Raw genomic sequence first — 17,421 nt, 5'->3', positions numbered from 1 at the left:
ATACCTATCGCTTCAACAGGCATAAGATGAAGGAGGGAATCTTTGAAAACCTCATGAAAAGAATGGTAGAAAAACCACCATACCCTTACAAAGAATTTTATTTATCATACGCCTAGTTCAAATGTTAAAATTGGTTTGATTCATAGCTTTTCTTTTTATTCAGTCTTTATCAAAAATAAGTGGATTAATGCAGGATCCTTTTTCGAAATCTTGTCTTTATTGTATGAGATTAAGGTTATCATTTTCAACCCATTTTTTCGCCAGACCCATCTCTCAACTTGTCAGAAAGTCTCCTGAACAAGGCCCTGTTTTGAAGGTTGCTATTGTCAATGAGTAGTCCTTTCAAACCATCTTTTGTTTCGATCCCATAAATAACAGACTTGCCTGCTGCATCTTCATTTTCATCAAACCGGTAGAACTCTGAAATATTCAAGTCCTCAATTTGAAAACTGGCGCACATATCCTTACATTCCAGGCAATCTTCCTTCCTGTTGAAATTATAGGTGTAGCCTTTTTCTCTTAAGTCGCCCAGCGCTTCAGATAAGTTCTTGTAGTACCGGTTCTCGTTTCTCATTGCTTCTTTATAATCAGATACAGACAGACCGGTAACACGCTTAAACTGACTGGATAGGTAATGGACGGAACTGTATCCGAGCTTAACAGCAATCTCACTTAAGTTCAGTTCATCATACTTTATCAGCTCTTTTACCCTGTCCACCTTTCTGTTTATGTAGTAGGTCTCTATCGTAAGCCCCTCAATTTTGGAAAAGAGCTTACTAAGAAAATTGTAATTTTTACCTATTTCGTGTGCCAGAAAATCAGACAACATCACCTCTTTGGTAGATCTTTCCAGCATTTCTATATAATGTTGAATTCCAAGCTTAATCTGTTCCATCAGGATTTCTTCTTTGTCTTCAAGAAGTTCAAACCCGTAAGTATTTAACCTGGACGCGATTTTGTCCTTGTTCAGGGTCTCAGGTATTTGCATTGTAACATTCCCAAGCCGGATCGTTGAAATAATTGCTCCGAGTTCCTCTAATTCATTTTGTACAACCAAAATACATCTTGGGCATACCATATTTTTTATATTAAGAATTAATGTTTTCATCTGTTCAATGGGTTAAACTGAAAATATGCAATCGACAATTTTACTCGTGCTAAAATCACATTAAAAACAACAAATTGCTTGCTGCTTTCCTGTGATTGCAATGCCGCTCCATTCAACACGAGAAGGGGTATTACGAATACGATTGTATAATTTGAGTTAATCTTTTTCTATTTCGGAATAAAATCCAGTGATCGCGAAAGTCTATAACCGGTTAAAATCGTATTTTTCATTGTCAAATGAGTGTTATTAACGATAATTTAAAGCCGGAAACACATCGCTATGCATAGAAAAAGTGGTTAAGAATAATGGAAAAAAAATAAAAATGACTGCAAAGTATACGAAATAGGATACCGCAAACTTCACAATCAACCTAACAGATGAATGCTAATTGAGGAAGGATTGAATAAAAATACGAATATGGTTACCACTAACAGGTGGCGGCAGATTGGTATATAAAAACGGGAGTAATTGCTGATTAAAAGTTTCACTCTCAAAATCTACAGCGTAAACCTGATAAAGCATGTGAAAGACGGGAGTCTCAACCGGTATTTGCTTTAGCTCATATTTGATTAATGAGGCATAGAGGTTATTCACTACTTCATCACAACACTCATCCTCCTCGCTATCATCATGGCTATGCTGATCATCATGATGATGATCAGTAGCGGCTTTGTGATGATTGTGGGCATGTGTGTTTTTTGGGTGAGGATCAGCTTCTTTAACAATAGTAGGATAATTCCCCCACGATATTAACCCCCAATCACATAGTGCATCGCATACAAATACACTAATAAACCCTGTGAGGAGCAGGGTTACTATGTATTGTTTCATTTGATGCAATTTTTTTATCATGACCATTGAGGACGATAATTATTGCATAAATGTCGGTAAAAATCAGGTATAAATCAAATGATAAATATTAAGTGAAAACACGATATAAGTCACTATTTTGACTAAAAACCTCAATGAGCACGCCCTTCTTCGGATTCAAGAAATTTACCCTGAGGCCCTACCGCTTCTATATGTACCAGTTGCGCCCCGTAATGACCGGTACGCGACACGGCATAGCCGGAAGCAATAAGTAACAAGGCAACCACTGCTACAGCCCACCGTTTTTGTTTAAAGAAAAATTAACTAACCGCCTGAGCCACAAAGCCGGCAATGCTCAAGTATATGGTCCAGTCGGCCCATAAATCATGCTGAGCAAGCACCTGTTTCGCATGCGCTGTTAAATCATGGGTGTGTGGGTGGAACGTTCTCCCTGAAAAATAAGCACCCAGCGCACCTACGAAAACCGTTCCCGTGATGACCCAATCTATTTCCTTTTTTAGAAAAACAACATTTGCAATGGTCAAAACGGCTCCAATCAATAACAATACGATTGGGAAGTGAACCATAAGCGGATGCAGATTGGGGAAGTCATCCAGGTCTGCTGTGACTTTCTCGGTCTCATGCTCATCGTGTTCATGCTCCTGTTGTGCTTGTTTATGGGAATAATCCTCTTGGGACTGCTCCAAATGCGTGGAATCTTCTTTAGTGCTTTTTTCATGTTTCTCCCCTTCATGAGCAAAAAGCATGACAACATGAAGTATAATAGTAGTCCTAACTTTTTCGTAGCCGTTCAATAATTTAGAAAATTTAAAGCTATGCCCATTGCCTGGAGACATCAGTACGAAATCTCATCTTAGATGTATAATATTCGTCAGCCGACTAGCGGTTAACAACCAATTTTTTGATCATTGCTTCACTCAACGCTTCGGAGTAAAAACCAAAGGCATCTACTAATACGCCTTTAAGACCATTGGTAGATTCAATGGCGTAAGGAATGGAGTTATCATCCGGGTTTCTCATGCCTTCAAACCGATATATTTCTTTTACTTCAAACTGCTCAGGATGTAGCTCGAGCTTATGGGCCGGGCATTCAATACAATGCGGTTTGAGATAAAAATCGTTGGAATAGCCTCTTTAGTTCAGATAGTGTTTCGTAGGTTTTCATTTATATTCTTTTTTAAATTTATCCCAGCCGTCACTTTTCAGTAAGTTATCAATTTGCTGCTCACGGAAATTTTTGATACTCATTTCACTCCTTGTAGCATAATCTTGTGCTTTAGGAATAAACGACTGCCCGATGGTCTCTAAATAGCCATCAATAGCCCGTATTAACGGAATAACCTTGTAGGTATGGTATTCAGATTTGTTTTGAATTGCGGCTAACAGTTCGTTTAAATTCCATAGGCCTACTGAAAAAGATGCCTCTCTATCTATACTGAAAAAGTAATGCACAACAGGATAAGCCAAATGGTTTTGATTATGTCGGTTAACCATAGTCCTGAGAATATTAGCATTTTCATATATACAATTTATCTTATCCTGTTCTTTATCAAAAGCCATCATATCTGAGATATAAAGGCCAAATGACCTCTTATAAATAACCGCTGAGGACACTGATATAAGATAGGTCATGGCGGTAGTTATAAAAATAAATCCTGAAAATGAAAAAACGGCTATTACTATTTGCCAGCGAGAGGATCCAGGTACAAAATCCCCATTGCCCATGGTTGAAAGTACATATCCACTGTAATAAATCTTGTCGAATGCATCAGCCGCAATTCTAGTGGAGGCCGTAAAAACCGAAAGGTCATCGGACAGTATCAATAGATAAAATCCTAACCATAAGCCTCTAATCCACCAAATAGTAAGTGCAAGTATGACAGAAACCCCGGAATACTTAAGAACCTTTCTTGTTTTTAACGCAGATTTCATTTTTAAAAATAACGTTGAAATCAAGGCAGAAAATTTGGAAGAAATCGGACCTGCTCCATTTATTGATATGACAGTAAAGAAAAAATCGTGGATAACCGTAAGTAGTAATACCACAGATGTTATAAATAATATCCAATTCATACGATTAGCTAAAACTCATATATTATTATATATAGAGTGAGGATTATAAATATGCCAGCCAACACCATAAATCGTCTTTTGTCGAACCAAAATGTCAAACTGAAATTTTTAGACTTTTTTCCAAAGCCACCATGCACGCCATGATCTCCAGGCACCGGGTCCCAGAGATTATTATTTCTTTCTTTATTTTCCCGCTGATCTGTTTGCTGACCTGAAATACCATTTCTGGAAAGCGTCCAGTCCACCAACCAGGGCGCCAGCCTGTTTCCCCATATGGTTTTTATGGTAGAAAAACCTACAAAATACTCTCTTCTATTATGTTTTGCTGCGTGTACCATGGCTTTGGCAGCAACTTCCGGCTGATAGATTGTACCCATGGGTTTTGGTTTGTTTGGCAATCTTGACTTTACAAACCCAAACTGAGTGGTATTCATGGCTGGTAATTCTACCATACTAATCTTTATATTACTTTTCTCATGCATAAGTTCAGCACGTAGGGATTCATAAAACCCTTTTATTGCATGTTTAGAAGCACAATACGCTGATTGTAAAGGTATTCCTCTGTATGCCAATGCTGAACCCACAAATACGATCGATCCTTCATTTCTGGCTTTCATTTTTTTAAGAACAGCCAAGGTCCCATACACTTGCCCAAGATAGGTTACCTCGGTCACTCTGAGATATTCCTCAGGCTGCATTTTACTTACCGGGCTAAATACACTTACCATGGCATTATTTACCAAAATATCAATCTCACCCAATTCCAGTTCAATTTTATCTATGGCTTGGGCTAAAGCTTTAGCATCTGCCACATCTGCCTGAACATACATTCCTTTGTTGCCATAACTTTCAATTTCTCTCTTTACCGATTCAAGTGCTGAAGTGTTTCTTGCAATTACAGCAACATTGTGGCCTTGGCTAGCAAACTCTCTTGCACATGCCCGACCCAGCCCTGCCGAAGCCCCGGTTATGACTACTGTTTTAGAAGTGATTTGATTTTTCATAATTCCTTATTTTTTTCCATCTGAATCATATCAAGCACCAATCCTGACCAGGTAAAATCTCTTGCCCCATGTCCCTCACCTGTAAAAGGGTTATAATATTCTCTAAACCCACTCATCTCTATAAGCTGTTTAATACTTTCTATTAGCCTATGCGCTTCTTTCTTATAGTCGTTTTCCAACAAATACTTATGCATAAACCAATTGTAAAGTATCCAGGTAGGACCTCTCCAAATATATAAGGACATATCAGGATTAAATGCCGGATGATTTATTGAAACTGAGGGTATAGGGTACCTGACATCAAATTCGTTTTTATTAAAAAAATGATTTTGAAGCACTTTTTGGGATATATCAGTGGGTATATCTTTTATTACTGTAGGGAAAAAAACGGTTGGTGTTAGTACTTTTATTTTTTTATGGTCTTTGCCATGTACATCATAGAAGGCTGCTGTTTCTTTATCGTACATTACTTCAAGTATGCTTTTTACAGTCTGGTTATATCTCGTTTTATAGATTGGCGCATCTGGGTCTGACACTTTTTTACATAGCTGATGTAATGCTAAAAGATTTTGTGCGTAAATAGTGTTAAACCCTACCTCTTTGACTATAAAATATCCCTTTTCATATATTTTTTTATCATTGTAATTGTTGAGAAAATTCCGGAAGTCAATACCAATAACTTTTACAAATAATCGCCAATCAGCTTTTCCAGGAGGAAAATTAACCACTTCATCGAAACTGGGCTTCCAGTCAATACCGGACTCAAATGGAGAAATAATTGAAATCATACCTTGTCCTTCAAAATCCCTATTGAGGGCTATCCAATTATAAAACTTTTTCAGGTTGGGCAGCATCTCTTTCAGAAATTCAAGATCATTGGAAGCCATGACTACTTTCTGCACTGCCTGAGCTACCAGCGGTGGCTGTAACAATGCACTCATATGGGTCTTAAAAAGCTTCCATTTCAAACCGGGTTTAGATTGGAAAATATCTGTATATCGCTTTGGTAGCGTGTTATTCCAATAAATCATGTGTCCTACAAAACCATCCTCTTTCTGTAAACAGAAAAGACTTTGCAAATGCCTTTTTGCCATATCCGCTCGATTTAAAGCTGTAAGAATATAGGCGTGAAAGCAAGTATCCCAAAAAAATTGAAATGGATAGGAAAACGGAGAAGGTTTAGTATAGTGGAAATGACGGCCGGCGGTTTTAGAATACCCCTTAACCATATTCTTATCCAAAAGACCATTCACTTTATCACGTAGTTCCTTCTCTGTCATCTTACCAATTTATTTTACATATTGATTCCAAAGTCCATAGCGCTCAGCAATTTTTCCCTGAGGCAGGGACAAGACCGCTATGGCTATTCCTAACACTGTATCGATTATGGAAAGTAATAAGGCTCCATCCTGTACAAACCAAGGCAGGACAGCTATTGCCAAGCCTAATAACACATTGAAATAGCGTCCGATCCTAAGTGGTTCTGCCATGCATACTACTGCTGTTACTACCACTAAAGCACCCCCCAGGTGATTTATATCAGCCGCTTTAGTTTCTATGCCCACACCTAATTGTGCCGGGACAAACATCAGCCCCAAACCCAGGATGGTAGTCAGGGTAAGCATCCATGGTGAGCTCATACCCCAAATAGAAGCTTTAAATACCTTAAGGGGCTTCTGGGGAAAACTCAGTAAAGTGGGTGACCGATCATCACTTTTAGTAGTAACAGGCTCTCCACCTTTCCAGAAAACCCTCCAGAGTGAATCGCCCTTGCGTTTTCTTTGAACCATGTGCTGCCCCATGGCTATCACTTCATCTATCTGCAGAGGTATCATGGGCAACATAATAATAGCTGTTGCCAAGCAGATCGTACACCAGGCTCCTACGCTAAGTGGCTGCGAAATCACTAAGAAGATACTGACAAACCCCAAGGGTATCACTAGGATTCCAAAAAAGGTGACCATCCAGGGCATGGTACGCCAACGTGATGTTCCACCCATGCAACCCATTAAAAATTCCAATGTGTAGGCCAATGTACCCAAAGCTGCATCAGATATAGGCCAGGAGTGCGACATATCGGAATTCAGCACCTTTATTGTGCTATTTCCAAAAAACGGATCCCAGGCATAATCAACGTACCCCAACTGAAATGCTGCCAGGTAGCGGGAGGCAATCCAGCCCACAAAAGCCAATGCGATCATGATCCATCGCTGTGGCCAGCTTGATGGATTGTAGCTCCATCCATCTGGAACATCCCCTCCCATCTTCATGAACATTATCATATTTGGCATTCCCGGTATAAGTATGGAAAGGGCAATAACTAATACTCCCACCATTGTTCCATTAAGGTATCCTACTGCGGTGGGCGACCAAAAAATCAATGGAGCCATACTGATCCAAATCCCGATAAAGCAACATATCCAAATGCTATAGGGCCGGTTTGGGGTCAATGCACGCCAGCCAAAAAAAATCAGGAGTATTCCACTAATGATATCACTCCATTTCATAGCGGCAATTCGTCCACTCATAGATAACCACACTTCCCTCCCGCCACTTGGCTCAACTACATTCTTTGCATAGTTAAAGGTCAGTGGTGAGGCCACCATCCAAACGCCTAACATGACTAGTGACCAATATATCCAGAGTGTATTGCTGTGGTGCATGTTTAGCATTTCTCTGCGTTGCCCGCTATCCGTCTTCATTCCTCCATCATTCTCCTCTTTATCATCATCGTGCTGGTCCTTTTTCATGGACGTTTCCGCCATTGGCCGGGTAACGCCTCTCTTCCCCATTCCTCCTTGGTTTTGGTGCTCATTTTGATCTTCTTTTTCCATTGCGTCGTATGGTTTAGTTGATAAAAAGCCTTTACTTCATTAGTCCTTTTCCTTTTTTAATTTTGATGGAAGCCAATACACAAAAAGAAACAGGTTCAAAATCGTATTGAAAATTCTTATATAAAGGTCCTTGAACTACCTTCCTGAAAAAATGGATATATAACGTAATAATCAACGTTAAGGTAATAACCGGCACAACGAAAATACCAAAGCTAAGGTCCATTGTTTACACGATTTTAAAATTCCGCATCATGCCCATATCCTCATGCTCCAGATTGTGGCAGTGGTATACAAACAAGCCTTTAAAATTTTTGAACTGCATGATAACTTTGGCACTCATCCCAGGCATCAACAAAACGGTATCGTGCCAGCCTTCATCTACAAACCCATCTTTTATGGCATCCCATAATTGGGGATCCACATTAGCGACATCTCTTTCTAAAATATTGAACTGCACCTGGTGGATATGGATCGGGTGAGGCATCTGCATCCTATTGCCCATCATTCCCTGGTTGTTCATCATACCATTTTCATCGCCCATCATACCGTGACCATCCATCATGCCTCCACCATCATCATCACTCATCATACCTCCGCCATTGATCAGTTTCCAAACTTCGGTGCTTCCGAGCTTTACAATTTCTTCATCGGCTACTTCCGTGGTTTCCCAGGTTCGCCCGTTGATCGTCCACTCCATGTGGCCCATAGCGAAAGTAAATTGCCGCGGGGCGTTTAGATTTACAGCAGTTGAGGGATCAATATAATCCGGATTGGCTAATTGCCGTGGCAAGGTATAAGCATTACTCCCTGAACCGCTGGCAAGTACGGTAAACACAGGATATTCGCTACCCTGTGGCAGGTCACTTTCAGCACCTTCCATCATACCTCCATCGCCCATCATGCCACCAGACATCACCTCCAGTGGGAAAGATGCGTTTTTCATAGTCAATTCAGTGCCTTCGGGCTTGTTGGTTAGATCCAGCCAAACGTCAGCTCTTTTTGCCGGGCCGAGCATGAGATAAGGTAATTCTTTGGGGGTACTTAACAAGCTCCCATCAATGCCAAAAACTATCACAGGGTTACCATCTCCCCAAGCCAGTTTATAGATCCTTGAGTTGGAACCGTTCAGTAACCTCAACCTGTATTTACAGCCCGCTTTCAGACTTAGCGTTTGTTCAGGACTGCCATTGATCAATATCCGATTTCCCAAAAAACCGGCCATGCGGTCCATCTGACCATTGTTCAAATAAACCAGTTGATTGTATTCATCAAAAGTGCGATCCTGGATCACGACCGGCAGGTCAAACGCTCCTTGCGGTAAATTGAGTAGTTGTTCTTCGTCATCGGTGACCAGTAACAGTCCTGCGAGTCCATTATACACTTGTGGGCCAGTGCGCCCATGTGGATGGGGATGAAACCAATAGGTGCCGGCCCGGTTCATTACTTTATATTCGTAGATGTATGTTTCCCCACTATTAATTACGTCTTGCGGGTGGCCATCGTACCGTTCTGGAACATGCATGCCATGCCAGTGAACAATACTCTCTTCCGGCAAGTCATTTTGGAAGCGAATACGGACTTTCTGTCCTTTACGTACTTTGATTATTGGCCCCAGATAGCTCCCCTCCAAGGGTTGAAGCGCCTCTTTGTTGCCTTTAATTAATTTCGCTTCATACACCCACACCTTTGTTTTTGGGCCTGGTAAAACGGATAAGTCACGTTGCACCGCTTTCAATTCTACATCTATATCGGGCTGAAAATCCTTACTGAGCTCAGGCTTTGCTGTAGTAGAAGTTTTAGTATCACAAGAAGGAAAGAATGGCCATATCATGGTAACTGTAGCGCCTGCTCCAGCCTTTGCCAAAAATTTTCTTCTGTTTATTCCGAAAGGTTCTTTCATATCTCTTTAGGTGTAGATTATTTCCGTATCTGCTTTACCAACCAGACAATCAATAGCACCAGCACTACCAGCAACAGCCCCCAAAAGAGCCACATCCAGCCCCCACCGTGCATACCAAAATTTGTTCCGTGATCCATCATAGTTTTCTGCTTTAGTTTTTACTTAATTCAGCATTGTCTTTCCTCATTTTCAAAAACCACTTTTCGCCTACGAAAATCAGTAGTAATAAAACTACCGATACAATAATAAGTAGCATATCACTCTGTGCTTTCATCCATATAAAGGCGGCCAAAACAACTATGTCAAGCACAATAGTGGTCAAAAGTATTTCTCCGTTTGCCTTGATTTCTTTTCGTAAATGTTTAAAAACACCCCATTGTATAATGATATCCATGATCAGATAAAAGATTGCTCCTAAAGATGCAATCCTGCTGAGATCAAAAAATATGGTTAAGGTGATGGCGATGACTATGGTATAAGTCAACATATGCTGTTGCAGATTACCAGGCATTCCGAAGTGTTTATGGGGTATCAATTTCATTTCGGTAAGCATAGCGGTCATCCTCGAGATAGCAAACACATTGGCCAAAACACTGGATACGGTAGCAATGATTGCTATTCCAACGGTGAACCATAGGCCATATTTTCCGAAAGCAGGCCTGGCCGCTTCAGCCAGGGAGTAATCTTTTGCTTCTATAATCTTTGGAACAGAAAGATTGACTGATACCGCAAATGCGACCAGCAAATAAACAAGGGTGCAGATAAGAAGTGATATCCATATCGCTCTTCCTACGTTCTTGTGGGGCTTTACAATTTCTTCACCGCTATTGGTGATGGTAGTAAATCCTGCATAAGCCAGGATAGAAAGCGCGAGGGCGCCTAAGTAACTTCCTACGGAATAGTCGCCTGAAATTTCTGAAGGGATAGCTTCTCCAAATGAAAAACCAGCTGCCCAAAGACCTCCAATGGCAAAAATGGCTATACCGCCAACCTTGATAATTGCCATGAAGAAAGAAACTCTGTCGATGACCTTATTGCCCGCAATGTTGATCAAAAAAGTGATGACCAATAAAAATACCCCCAGTAGGGGAATCCAGAAATCGTTCTGATTTCCATCAAATAATTGCATGGTATAAGATCCGAAAGTCCGCGCTACCAAACTCTGGTTAATCACCATCGCGAAAGCCATCAATAGCGCGGCTACAGCTGTGATAACACCTTTTCCATAAGCCTTATTTAAGTACATGGCAATACCGCCGGCAGATGGATATGCATTTGACATTTTTATGTAGGCATATGCACTAAACCCGGCTATTATTGCTCCGACCAGAAAGGCTATCGGAAACAAGGATCCGGATAATTCAGCCACCTGTCCCAGCAAGGCAAAAATAGCTGCACCAATCATCACCCCGGTTCCTAAAGAGATAGCTCCTGTAAGTGATAGGCTGTTCTTCTTATATTTATCCACTGTCTATTTGGTCTTTTCCAGTTCTGTTTTTCTTTCTTCAAACTCCGCTTTGTCAATTTCTCCTTTGGCATAGCGGTTTTTTAGCGTCTCCATCGCTGAATTATTATTAGTGTTACCGTCATCAGTAGCGCCAGTATTCCTTTGAAATATGCCGCCTTTGCCCAGTGCCACAATTAAAACTACCACGAGTATTATCCCGATGACCCATCCGTACATCATAATGTTAGTGTTTAAATTTTAAGCCTGTCAAATCTTAAATTCCTGACAGGCTTGAATATTGAAAAAGAAGAGCTATTAGTTCTGATCCTGACTGCCCTTTCCTTTTTTCTTTTTATCCATCATTTCGTGTCCCTTCATCATGGAGTTCTTGTCCATCATGCCTTTGTCATGCATCTTTTGCATCATCTTCTTCATCATGTCAGGGTTATCCGTCATTTTCTCCATCATCTGCTCGTGATGTTTTTCCATCATTTCCTTCATCATCATCTTTTTCATGGACTCGTCCTCCATCATCTGCTTCATCATTTGCTTTTTGGCCTCCTTGTCACCCATCATTTTTTCCATCATCATCTGCTTCTTTTCTATGTCAGCCATCATCTGTTGCATCATCATCTGCTTGTCCTCCTTATTGCCCATCATATCTTTCATCATCATCTTTCGGTGCTCCGGATTTTGCATCATTTGCTGATGCATTGCCTTCATCGTTTCAGGGTTGCTTGAGAGTTGTTGCATGAATTTGTTCATCATCTCACTATCATTCATGATCATAGCAAAGACTTCTTCCTGCTTGCTTTCCTTTTTCATCATTTTCTCTACGTTTTGCGCCTGCAAAGCGGAGCTTAATGAAAATAAGAGCAGGGTAGCTATTGCTAATATTTTAGTATTCATAATTTTTATTGTTTAATGGTCTATAATTTATTTTTAATCTGGGATGGATTGTACCTGAGCCTGTACTATTGTCCCATTTCTTCGTTCATGTCCATCGAAGTGGTATCGCTCATCATGTGTTCGTCAGACTGCCCATCCTCATGCATGTGATCATTATCAGCTTCCACCGTTTCAGTTTGTTCATCATTCATCATGTCGCCATGATTCTGATCCGCATTTTGACTATGATTTCTACAGGATCTGCTAAGAGCTACCATTATTAAAAGAGTAAAAAAAATTGATGATTATTATGTTTGGCTTTTTCATAATTTGACATTTGATTTTTCTATGTGATCTAATATTTGATGCAGCCTTTCCTCGGCCTTGGTACCCATCGTGGTAAGCTTTTCATTTTTAGCCAATGAAAAAGTCACGGTTGGATCTACCACTGACACCTCTATAATTCCTTCAGGGTCCATTTCCTGAACAATAACATTGCACGGTAGCATTATTCCAGCCTTATTTTCGGTAGATAATGCTTCCAAGGCGAGTTCGGCATTGCAAGCACCCAATATTGTGTATCGATTTATTTCTTTTCCTAGATTTTCCTGAATATGATCATGAAGATTAAAGTGATTGACAACCTTAAGCTCCATCTGATTCAATGCATCTCTTACATTTTGCACGGCAACTTCAAAGGTTAGCGAGCCGTACCTTCTGCTTAAAGCGTAGGGCGTATGCATGCTTTCCTTATAATTTTCCTCAGCTATTTTATTTTTATCGCTCATGACGGAGAGTTATAGGTTTTCAATTACTGATTTCAATTTAGATTGAATTTCTTGGGCTATTTCAGACAGGCCTTCGTTTTCTACCGCCTGCATGGAAGCTACCGGGTCCACTGCCGCGACCTCAACGCCATTATTAACTTGCTGTACAATTACATTGCAGGGCAGCATCGCTCCAATTTTATCTTCAGCTAATAATGCTTTATGAGCGAGAGGCGGATTGCATGCACCCAGAATCTTGTAGGGCCGAAAGTCTTCATCCAGCTTTTTCTTCAGGGTTTCTTTTACATCAATTTCAGTAAGGATACCGAACCCTTCTTCCTTCAGGGCGTCCGTTACTTTTTGGATCGCTTCTTCGAAGCTTACGTCTTTTAATGTTTTTTCGTGGTAGAATTTCATCTATTTATATTTTTTACTTTTCGTCTTATGAGATTATAGTGATTTAAACTGTAAAATGATGTAACAATTGTTACACATCTATACAGCTAACTCTTAGCGAATGGTCCCTATCAGTTTGAGACGATCAATTATTACCTTCCAAGCTTAGGTCAGCCCGCTACTCATTCAGATTTCGTGTTTCCTCTTCAAGCAACCCTTTAAACTCGGGTAAGGGTCTGTTTTTCTTTTCCTCTTCTGTCTCCACCACACCATTTTCTCTGATGTCGTTGATCAACCATTGCATTTCCATAATTTCCCTGCGTTGGGCTTTAATAATTTCGTTAGCGAGTTTCCTTACCCGTACATCCTTTATTTGAGCGCGCTCACTTGTCAAAATTGCAATTGAATGATGTGGAATCATGCCTTCCATGTAGTCAACACCCGTGACGGTGACCTGACTTCTCACCAATCCTATACCACCGGCAATCAATACAATACCCAAGCCGACGATTGCTATGTTTGCCCCTCGCTTTTTATACATATTCAGCATAAACAGGAGCATTATTATGATCATGGAACCGGCCATGATCAGGGTCATGAAGAACCTTGTTTCGCTAAACCAGAAATGATCAATAATCTGGTAAGAATGGGTGTACATTAAAAAAAACATTGCTACCATAGCGGTTGCAATCATTGCAAAAAATTTAGCGTAATTGTTGCCGTGTTTTTGTTCGTTTTGCATCTTTTTAAGTTTTTATAATTTAATTGTTTTAAAATTTTATAGGTTGGTCAAAATCTTACGGACAGCCCTCCTCCGGCACCAAAGCGATTGTCATAGCTGGCCATTAGTGAGAAATTTCTAGACAGAAAATATTCTACGCCTGCAGACCATGTTGTTTCTCCTTTGTAGCTAATCGGCTCACTGGTACCTTCTTTCGTTAAAGTATTTACCCAGCCGAAATCGGCCTGATACTCGTAGTTTCCAAAAATGGCGGTTCGTGGGAAGATCATGATCTCCCGACTTATCCTGATTTCAGGCCGTAATTTATTATCCATCCTTACATCCAAGTTGAACATATAAGGTGTAAAGAACCGAATACCCGCAATAGCAGTTGCTGAAATTTCATCCAGGCTGTTCTCTATTTCATTTTCCAGGTTCACCCCGGCAAATACCCGGAAGTAATCATATAAATATCGTTCATAGGTAACTTCGGCCTCCATGTTTTCATTGTAACCAACCTCGGCATTCAGGTTGAATTGGTTTCTGATATTGGAGGATACGAAGTTCAGCTCAGTCATATGCGAAGCGATATCAGCCATCCCCCAGTTATAAAAGCGGTTGCCTTCCTTAAATAAAATTTTGGCCGGATATTTTGCCAAACGCGGATCACGCTCCGTATCGTAGCTCACTGCCCTGGCCATACCACCAATCATGTGATAAAGCACATGGCAATGCAAAAACCAATCACTATCTTCAATAGCGTCAAATTCAATTACCGTTTTCTGCATGGGAGGCACATTTACAGTGTGTTTTAAGGGCGAGTATTCACCATGCTTGTTGATAACCCTAAAAAAATGACCATGAAAGTGCATAGGGTGATGCATCATCGTCAGGTTATTGAAAGTGATTCGTACTTTTTCCCCTTTGGAAATCTTGATCATGTCCGCCTCGGACAGAGGGACACCGTTCATACTCCAAATGTACCGCCACATGTTACCTGTCAGGTTGAGCAATACGTCTCTTATGGGTTTGTCCTCATCTATGACGGTACTAGAAGGGGCTTTTAAATAATCGTAATTATATTCGGGGAACATATTCATACCCTCCATTTGATCTTCGGGTGAAGCTTTGTCCATGTTCATGCCATTTTCATGTCCCATTTGGGAATGTTCCATTCCTTCCATATGAGAACCCATTTTCTCTTCACCTTTCTTCATATCACGGTTCATGTCCATATGCTCCATTCCCTCCATATTCATTTCATCATCCATCTGCATTCCCCAGTTTTTCATTAATTCATGAGGTTCCTCTTCAGCAGGATTAAATTTCATAGCGGGAGCACCCATACGCATGTCCATCTGTGCCATTTGTTTCATCATACCAATTTTGTCTGGTCTTTGAACCTCAGGTGCTCCAATAACCTCACCCTTTCCTAAGAAAGCTGAAGTATATCCGGATCCATCCTGAGCAGTAGCCTTGAATTCGATTTTTCCTGTTTGGGGAATAGTGACGATAAAATCATATGTTTCTGCTATACCGATGAATGTTTTATTATGCCTTACCGGTACTACATTCAATCCATCGGCAGCTACTAAAAGCGGGTCTTCCCCTCCAAACGTCATCCAGAATTGCGAGGAAGCCGCACCATTAATGATGCGCAATCGTACTTTATCTCCCGGCTCAAACTGTGGGTATTCCTGCACTTCCTCTCCATTGTTAAGAAAGGCGGGGTAATAGATGTCGGCAATGTCAGCACTTTCCATTCTCTGTCTCCAGAAATTTAACTGAGCCCCGAAGGCTCCCCGTGCTATGACCCGATTGAGTGGTGTTGCCGTTCCTTTTTTAATGTTGTACCACTCATTACCACGCTTGAGGTTTCTCAGGACATTCATCGGCTTTTGATTGGTCCAGTCAGAAAGCACCATCACAAGTTCTTTATCATATTCTAAAGTTTCACCTTCTTTAGGCTCAATGACAATGGAACCGTACACTCCGCTTTGCTCTTGCAGCATGGTGTGCGAGTGATACCAGTAAGTACCTGATTGTATCAAAGGAAATTCATATTTCTGAATTTCTCCAGGGTGTATAGGCGGTGTAGTTAAGTAAGGTACTCCATCATAAAAATTAGGTAGTAATAAACCATGCCAGTGAACAGAGGTTTCTTCCTCCATTTCATTTTTTACATAAATTACAGCATAGTCTCCTTCCTTAAACCTGATTGTGGGTCCTGGAATGCCTCCATTTATAGTCATACCCATAACTTCTTTACTTGCTTTGTTAACCATCTCTTGTCTTATAGTAAAATTGTAGACCGTGGTATCCTTTTGCGCCAGCGCTGGGAAGTTTCCAAGTAAAAGTATGAGTGTGATAGTAAGTATATTTATTTGCATAATTATTATGGTTTAATCCTATTGGTTGCTGCTTTTTGTCTACCATAGTTTGACGATCAATCTACCAAACTCAACCATCTTTTAGTTATGATACTTCACTTTAGATGTATGATATTTTATCTTTCTAGGATTATTAAGGAAGATTTAAGTTTATGGCTCCAAACGAGTAAGTTAGCTTAAAATATCGTGCCAGTAATTGGACAACCAACTTAATCAATTGATTAACAGATTTTTACAATTATTTAAAACTTGGGAAGCGTGCAAAAAGTGTATCCGTATTTACACGCCAAGTGGTACGAGAAGTAAAATTAAAAATTTCATTTATAGATATAAGACACTGTTTTTCAATTAGTTATAGGATTAATTAAACCCAGAGTCTACTGAAGATGTATAAAATGTTTTCTTTTTTATATAAAATTCTGTCATAGATCATCGAGAAACCCTCTATCTATCCGCATTCTTTTTTTATAATCGGATATAGTCAGTCCGGTAATTCGCCTGAATTGATTTGATAAATAGTGTACACTACTGTAGCCTAACTGTAGTGCTATTTCACTCACATTAAGCTGATCATAATCGAGCAATTCCTTCACCTTTTCAACACGCACGAGTATGCAGTATTTTTCCAGTGTATGGCCTGTTTGTTTAGAAAAGATTTTACTTATGTAATTGTAATTCTTACCTATTTTTACAGAAATGAAATCCGAAAGTTTTTTGGCTTCTTTCCCTTCTTGTTCTATATGTTTCAAATACGCCAACACTGCCGCTTTTACTTCTTCAGCCAGTATACTGTCTGCTTCAAATATCAATTCAAAACCAAATTCTTTCAGTTTATCATCTACTATAGGAAGGGTGATCCCTTGGGGTAAAACAACCTGGGCATAGCCTAGTTTCACATCCTTTATATCCACACCCAGCGCTTTGAGTTCATTTTCAACAACCAGTATACACCTGGGACAAACCATATTTTTTATATGCAGCGTAGTGGTCATTTTGCTGAGACTTTAGGTTTATTACTGGGAAATTTTTTAATTCTTCGCACGGTAGGCGAAGAAATGTAAA

At 40.1% G+C, this 17,421-nt stretch carries 20 protein-coding genes and 1 pseudogene; 1 reads left to right on the top strand and 20 read right to left on the bottom strand.

Going from position 1 to position 17,421, the window contains the following annotated elements; translation table 11 throughout:
* Window positions 1-116: pseudogene (locus HUJ21_RS06510) on the top strand (IS1595 family transposase); the annotation flags it as partial.
* Window positions 117-244: 128 nt separating this feature from the next.
* Here the strand turns inward: HUJ21_RS06510 and HUJ21_RS06505 are convergent.
* The 20 genes from HUJ21_RS06505 to HUJ21_RS06410 all read right to left on the bottom strand — a co-directional run bounded on the left by HUJ21_RS06505 (window position 245) and on the right by HUJ21_RS06410 (window position 17,351).
* Window positions 245-1,108 carry an AraC family transcriptional regulator gene (locus HUJ21_RS06505; protein ID WP_291368138.1) on the bottom strand — a complete coding sequence of 288 codons (864 nt, stop codon included), beginning with the start codon at window positions 1,106-1,108 and terminating at the stop codon, window positions 245-247.
* Window positions 1,109-1,492: 384 nt separating this feature from the next.
* A complete protein-coding gene (locus HUJ21_RS06500) occupies window positions 1,493-1,939 on the bottom strand; it encodes a hypothetical protein (protein ID WP_291368137.1) in 447 nt (148 codons plus the stop codon).
* A gap of 131 nt (window positions 1,940-2,070) precedes the next feature.
* Window positions 2,071-2,205 (bottom strand): hypothetical protein, encoded by a 135-nt coding sequence (locus HUJ21_RS06495; RefSeq protein WP_291368136.1) that lies wholly within the window; start codon window positions 2,203-2,205, stop codon window positions 2,071-2,073.
* A 33-nt stretch (window positions 2,206-2,238) separates the two neighbouring features.
* Complete coding sequence (locus tag HUJ21_RS06490; protein ID WP_291368135.1) at window positions 2,239-2,685, bottom strand: hypothetical protein; 447 nt, start codon at window positions 2,683-2,685, stop codon at window positions 2,239-2,241.
* Window positions 2,686-2,818: 133 nt separating this feature from the next.
* Window positions 2,819-2,959 (bottom strand): hypothetical protein, encoded by a 141-nt coding sequence (locus tag HUJ21_RS06485; RefSeq protein WP_291368134.1) that lies wholly within the window; start codon window positions 2,957-2,959, stop codon window positions 2,819-2,821.
* Window positions 2,960-3,100: 141 nt separating this feature from the next.
* Window positions 3,101-4,012, bottom strand: a complete 912-nt coding sequence (locus HUJ21_RS06480; RefSeq protein WP_291368133.1) for a potassium channel family protein — start codon at window positions 4,010-4,012, stop codon at window positions 3,101-3,103.
* An 8-nt stretch (window positions 4,013-4,020) separates the two neighbouring features.
* Window positions 4,021-5,016 carry an SDR family oxidoreductase gene (locus HUJ21_RS06475; RefSeq protein ID WP_291368132.1) on the bottom strand — a complete coding sequence of 332 codons (996 nt, stop codon included), beginning with the start codon at window positions 5,014-5,016 and terminating at the stop codon, window positions 4,021-4,023.
* Entirely contained in the window at window positions 5,013-6,296 is a 1,284-nt protein-coding gene (locus HUJ21_RS06470; protein WP_291368131.1) for a trehalase-like protein, read from the bottom strand. Before HUJ21_RS06470 ends, HUJ21_RS06475 begins: the two co-directional genes overlap by 4 nt.
* 9 nt (window positions 6,297-6,305) lie before the next feature.
* A complete protein-coding gene (locus tag HUJ21_RS06465; protein WP_291368130.1) occupies window positions 6,306-7,850 on the bottom strand; it encodes a vitamin K epoxide reductase family protein in 1,545 nt (514 codons plus the stop codon).
* A 226-nt stretch (window positions 7,851-8,076) separates the two neighbouring features.
* Window positions 8,077-9,750, bottom strand: a complete 1,674-nt coding sequence (locus HUJ21_RS06460; RefSeq protein ID WP_291368129.1) for a multicopper oxidase domain-containing protein — start codon at window positions 9,748-9,750, stop codon at window positions 8,077-8,079.
* 17 nt (window positions 9,751-9,767) lie between these two features.
* Window positions 9,768-9,890, bottom strand: a complete 123-nt coding sequence (locus tag HUJ21_RS06455) for a hypothetical protein (RefSeq protein WP_262485831.1) — start codon at window positions 9,888-9,890, stop codon at window positions 9,768-9,770.
* 11 nt (window positions 9,891-9,901) lie between these two features.
* On the bottom strand, window positions 9,902-11,218 hold the full coding sequence (locus HUJ21_RS06450) for an APC family permease (protein WP_291368128.1): 1,317 nt from the start codon (window positions 11,216-11,218) through the stop codon (window positions 9,902-9,904).
* A 3-nt stretch (window positions 11,219-11,221) separates the two neighbouring features.
* The gene (locus tag HUJ21_RS06445; protein ID WP_291368127.1) at window positions 11,222-11,437 is read right to left on the bottom strand and encodes an SHOCT domain-containing protein; all 216 of its coding nucleotides are present in this window, start codon (window positions 11,435-11,437) and stop codon (window positions 11,222-11,224) included.
* A gap of 75 nt (window positions 11,438-11,512) precedes the next feature.
* Window positions 11,513-12,106 carry a hypothetical protein gene (locus tag HUJ21_RS06440; protein ID WP_291368126.1) on the bottom strand — a complete coding sequence of 198 codons (594 nt, stop codon included), beginning with the start codon at window positions 12,104-12,106 and terminating at the stop codon, window positions 11,513-11,515.
* A gap of 65 nt (window positions 12,107-12,171) precedes the next feature.
* Window positions 12,172-12,363 (bottom strand): hypothetical protein, encoded by a 192-nt coding sequence (locus HUJ21_RS06435; RefSeq protein ID WP_291368125.1) that lies wholly within the window; start codon window positions 12,361-12,363, stop codon window positions 12,172-12,174.
* 45 nt (window positions 12,364-12,408) lie between these two features.
* Window positions 12,409-12,873, bottom strand: coding sequence for a DUF302 domain-containing protein (locus tag HUJ21_RS06430; RefSeq protein WP_291368124.1), 465 nt, complete (start codon window positions 12,871-12,873; stop codon window positions 12,409-12,411).
* A gap of 9 nt (window positions 12,874-12,882) precedes the next feature.
* Window positions 12,883-13,269 carry a DUF302 domain-containing protein gene (locus HUJ21_RS06425; protein WP_291368123.1) on the bottom strand — a complete coding sequence of 129 codons (387 nt, stop codon included), beginning with the start codon at window positions 13,267-13,269 and terminating at the stop codon, window positions 12,883-12,885.
* 157 nt (window positions 13,270-13,426) lie between these two features.
* Window positions 13,427-13,990: a DUF305 domain-containing protein gene (locus HUJ21_RS06420; RefSeq protein WP_291368122.1), complete on the bottom strand. Its 564-nt coding sequence runs from the start codon at window positions 13,988-13,990 to the stop codon at window positions 13,427-13,429.
* A 47-nt stretch (window positions 13,991-14,037) separates the two neighbouring features.
* Window positions 14,038-16,359, bottom strand: a complete 2,322-nt coding sequence (locus HUJ21_RS06415) for a multicopper oxidase domain-containing protein (protein WP_291368121.1) — start codon at window positions 16,357-16,359, stop codon at window positions 14,038-14,040.
* Between the two features lie 422 nt (window positions 16,360-16,781).
* Entirely contained in the window at window positions 16,782-17,351 is a 570-nt protein-coding gene (locus HUJ21_RS06410; RefSeq protein WP_291368120.1) for an AraC family transcriptional regulator, read from the bottom strand.
* Window positions 17,352-17,421: the final 70 nt, after the last annotated feature.

The organism is Cyclobacterium sp. (genome assembly GCF_014762705.1).
In the GTDB taxonomy this organism is placed as follows: domain Bacteria; phylum Bacteroidota; class Bacteroidia; order Cytophagales; family Cyclobacteriaceae; genus Cyclobacterium.
This window is presented reverse-complemented; position numbering and strand designations above follow the sequence as displayed.

Bases quoted from the DNA above. Each gene is read 5' to 3' on its own strand.
- HUJ21_RS06505 (WP_291368138.1), bottom strand. From the start codon at position 1,108: ATGAAAACATTAATTCTTAATATAAAAAATATGGTATGCCCAAGATGT.
- HUJ21_RS06500 (WP_291368137.1), bottom strand. From the start codon at position 1,939: ATGAAACAATACATAGTAACCCTGCTCCTCACAGGGTTTATTAGTGTA.
- HUJ21_RS06490 (WP_291368135.1), bottom strand. From the start codon at position 2,685: ATGCTTTTTGCTCATGAAGGGGAGAAACATGAAAAAAGCACTAAAGAA.
- HUJ21_RS06485 (WP_291368134.1), bottom strand. From the start codon at position 2,959: ATGAGAAACCCGGATGATAACTCCATTCCTTACGCCATTGAATCTACC.
- HUJ21_RS06480 (WP_291368133.1), bottom strand. From the start codon at position 4,012: ATGAATTGGATATTATTTATAACATCTGTGGTATTACTACTTACGGTT.
- HUJ21_RS06475 (WP_291368132.1), bottom strand. From the start codon at position 5,016: ATGAAAAATCAAATCACTTCTAAAACAGTAGTCATAACCGGGGCTTCG.
- HUJ21_RS06470 (WP_291368131.1), bottom strand. From the start codon at position 6,296: ATGACAGAGAAGGAACTACGTGATAAAGTGAATGGTCTTTTGGATAAG.
- HUJ21_RS06465 (WP_291368130.1), bottom strand. From the start codon at position 7,850: ATGGAAAAAGAAGATCAAAATGAGCACCAAAACCAAGGAGGAATGGGG.
- HUJ21_RS06460 (WP_291368129.1), bottom strand. From the start codon at position 9,750: ATGAAAGAACCTTTCGGAATAAACAGAAGAAAATTTTTGGCAAAGGCT.
- HUJ21_RS06455 (WP_262485831.1), bottom strand. From the start codon at position 9,890: ATGATGGATCACGGAACAAATTTTGGTATGCACGGTGGGGGCTGGATG.
- HUJ21_RS06445 (WP_291368127.1), bottom strand. From the start codon at position 11,437: ATGATGTACGGATGGGTCATCGGGATAATACTCGTGGTAGTTTTAATT.
- HUJ21_RS06440 (WP_291368126.1), bottom strand. From the start codon at position 12,106: ATGAATACTAAAATATTAGCAATAGCTACCCTGCTCTTATTTTCATTA.
- HUJ21_RS06435 (WP_291368125.1), bottom strand. From the start codon at position 12,363: ATGGTAGCTCTTAGCAGATCCTGTAGAAATCATAGTCAAAATGCGGAT.
- HUJ21_RS06430 (WP_291368124.1), bottom strand. From the start codon at position 12,873: ATGAGCGATAAAAATAAAATAGCTGAGGAAAATTATAAGGAAAGCATG.
- HUJ21_RS06425 (WP_291368123.1), bottom strand. From the start codon at position 13,269: ATGAAATTCTACCACGAAAAAACATTAAAAGACGTAAGCTTCGAAGAA.
- HUJ21_RS06420 (WP_291368122.1), bottom strand. From the start codon at position 13,990: ATGCAAAACGAACAAAAACACGGCAACAATTACGCTAAATTTTTTGCA.
- HUJ21_RS06415 (WP_291368121.1), bottom strand. From the start codon at position 16,359: ATGCAAATAAATATACTTACTATCACACTCATACTTTTACTTGGAAAC.
- HUJ21_RS06410 (WP_291368120.1), bottom strand. From the start codon at position 17,351: ATGACCACTACGCTGCATATAAAAAATATGGTTTGTCCCAGGTGTATA.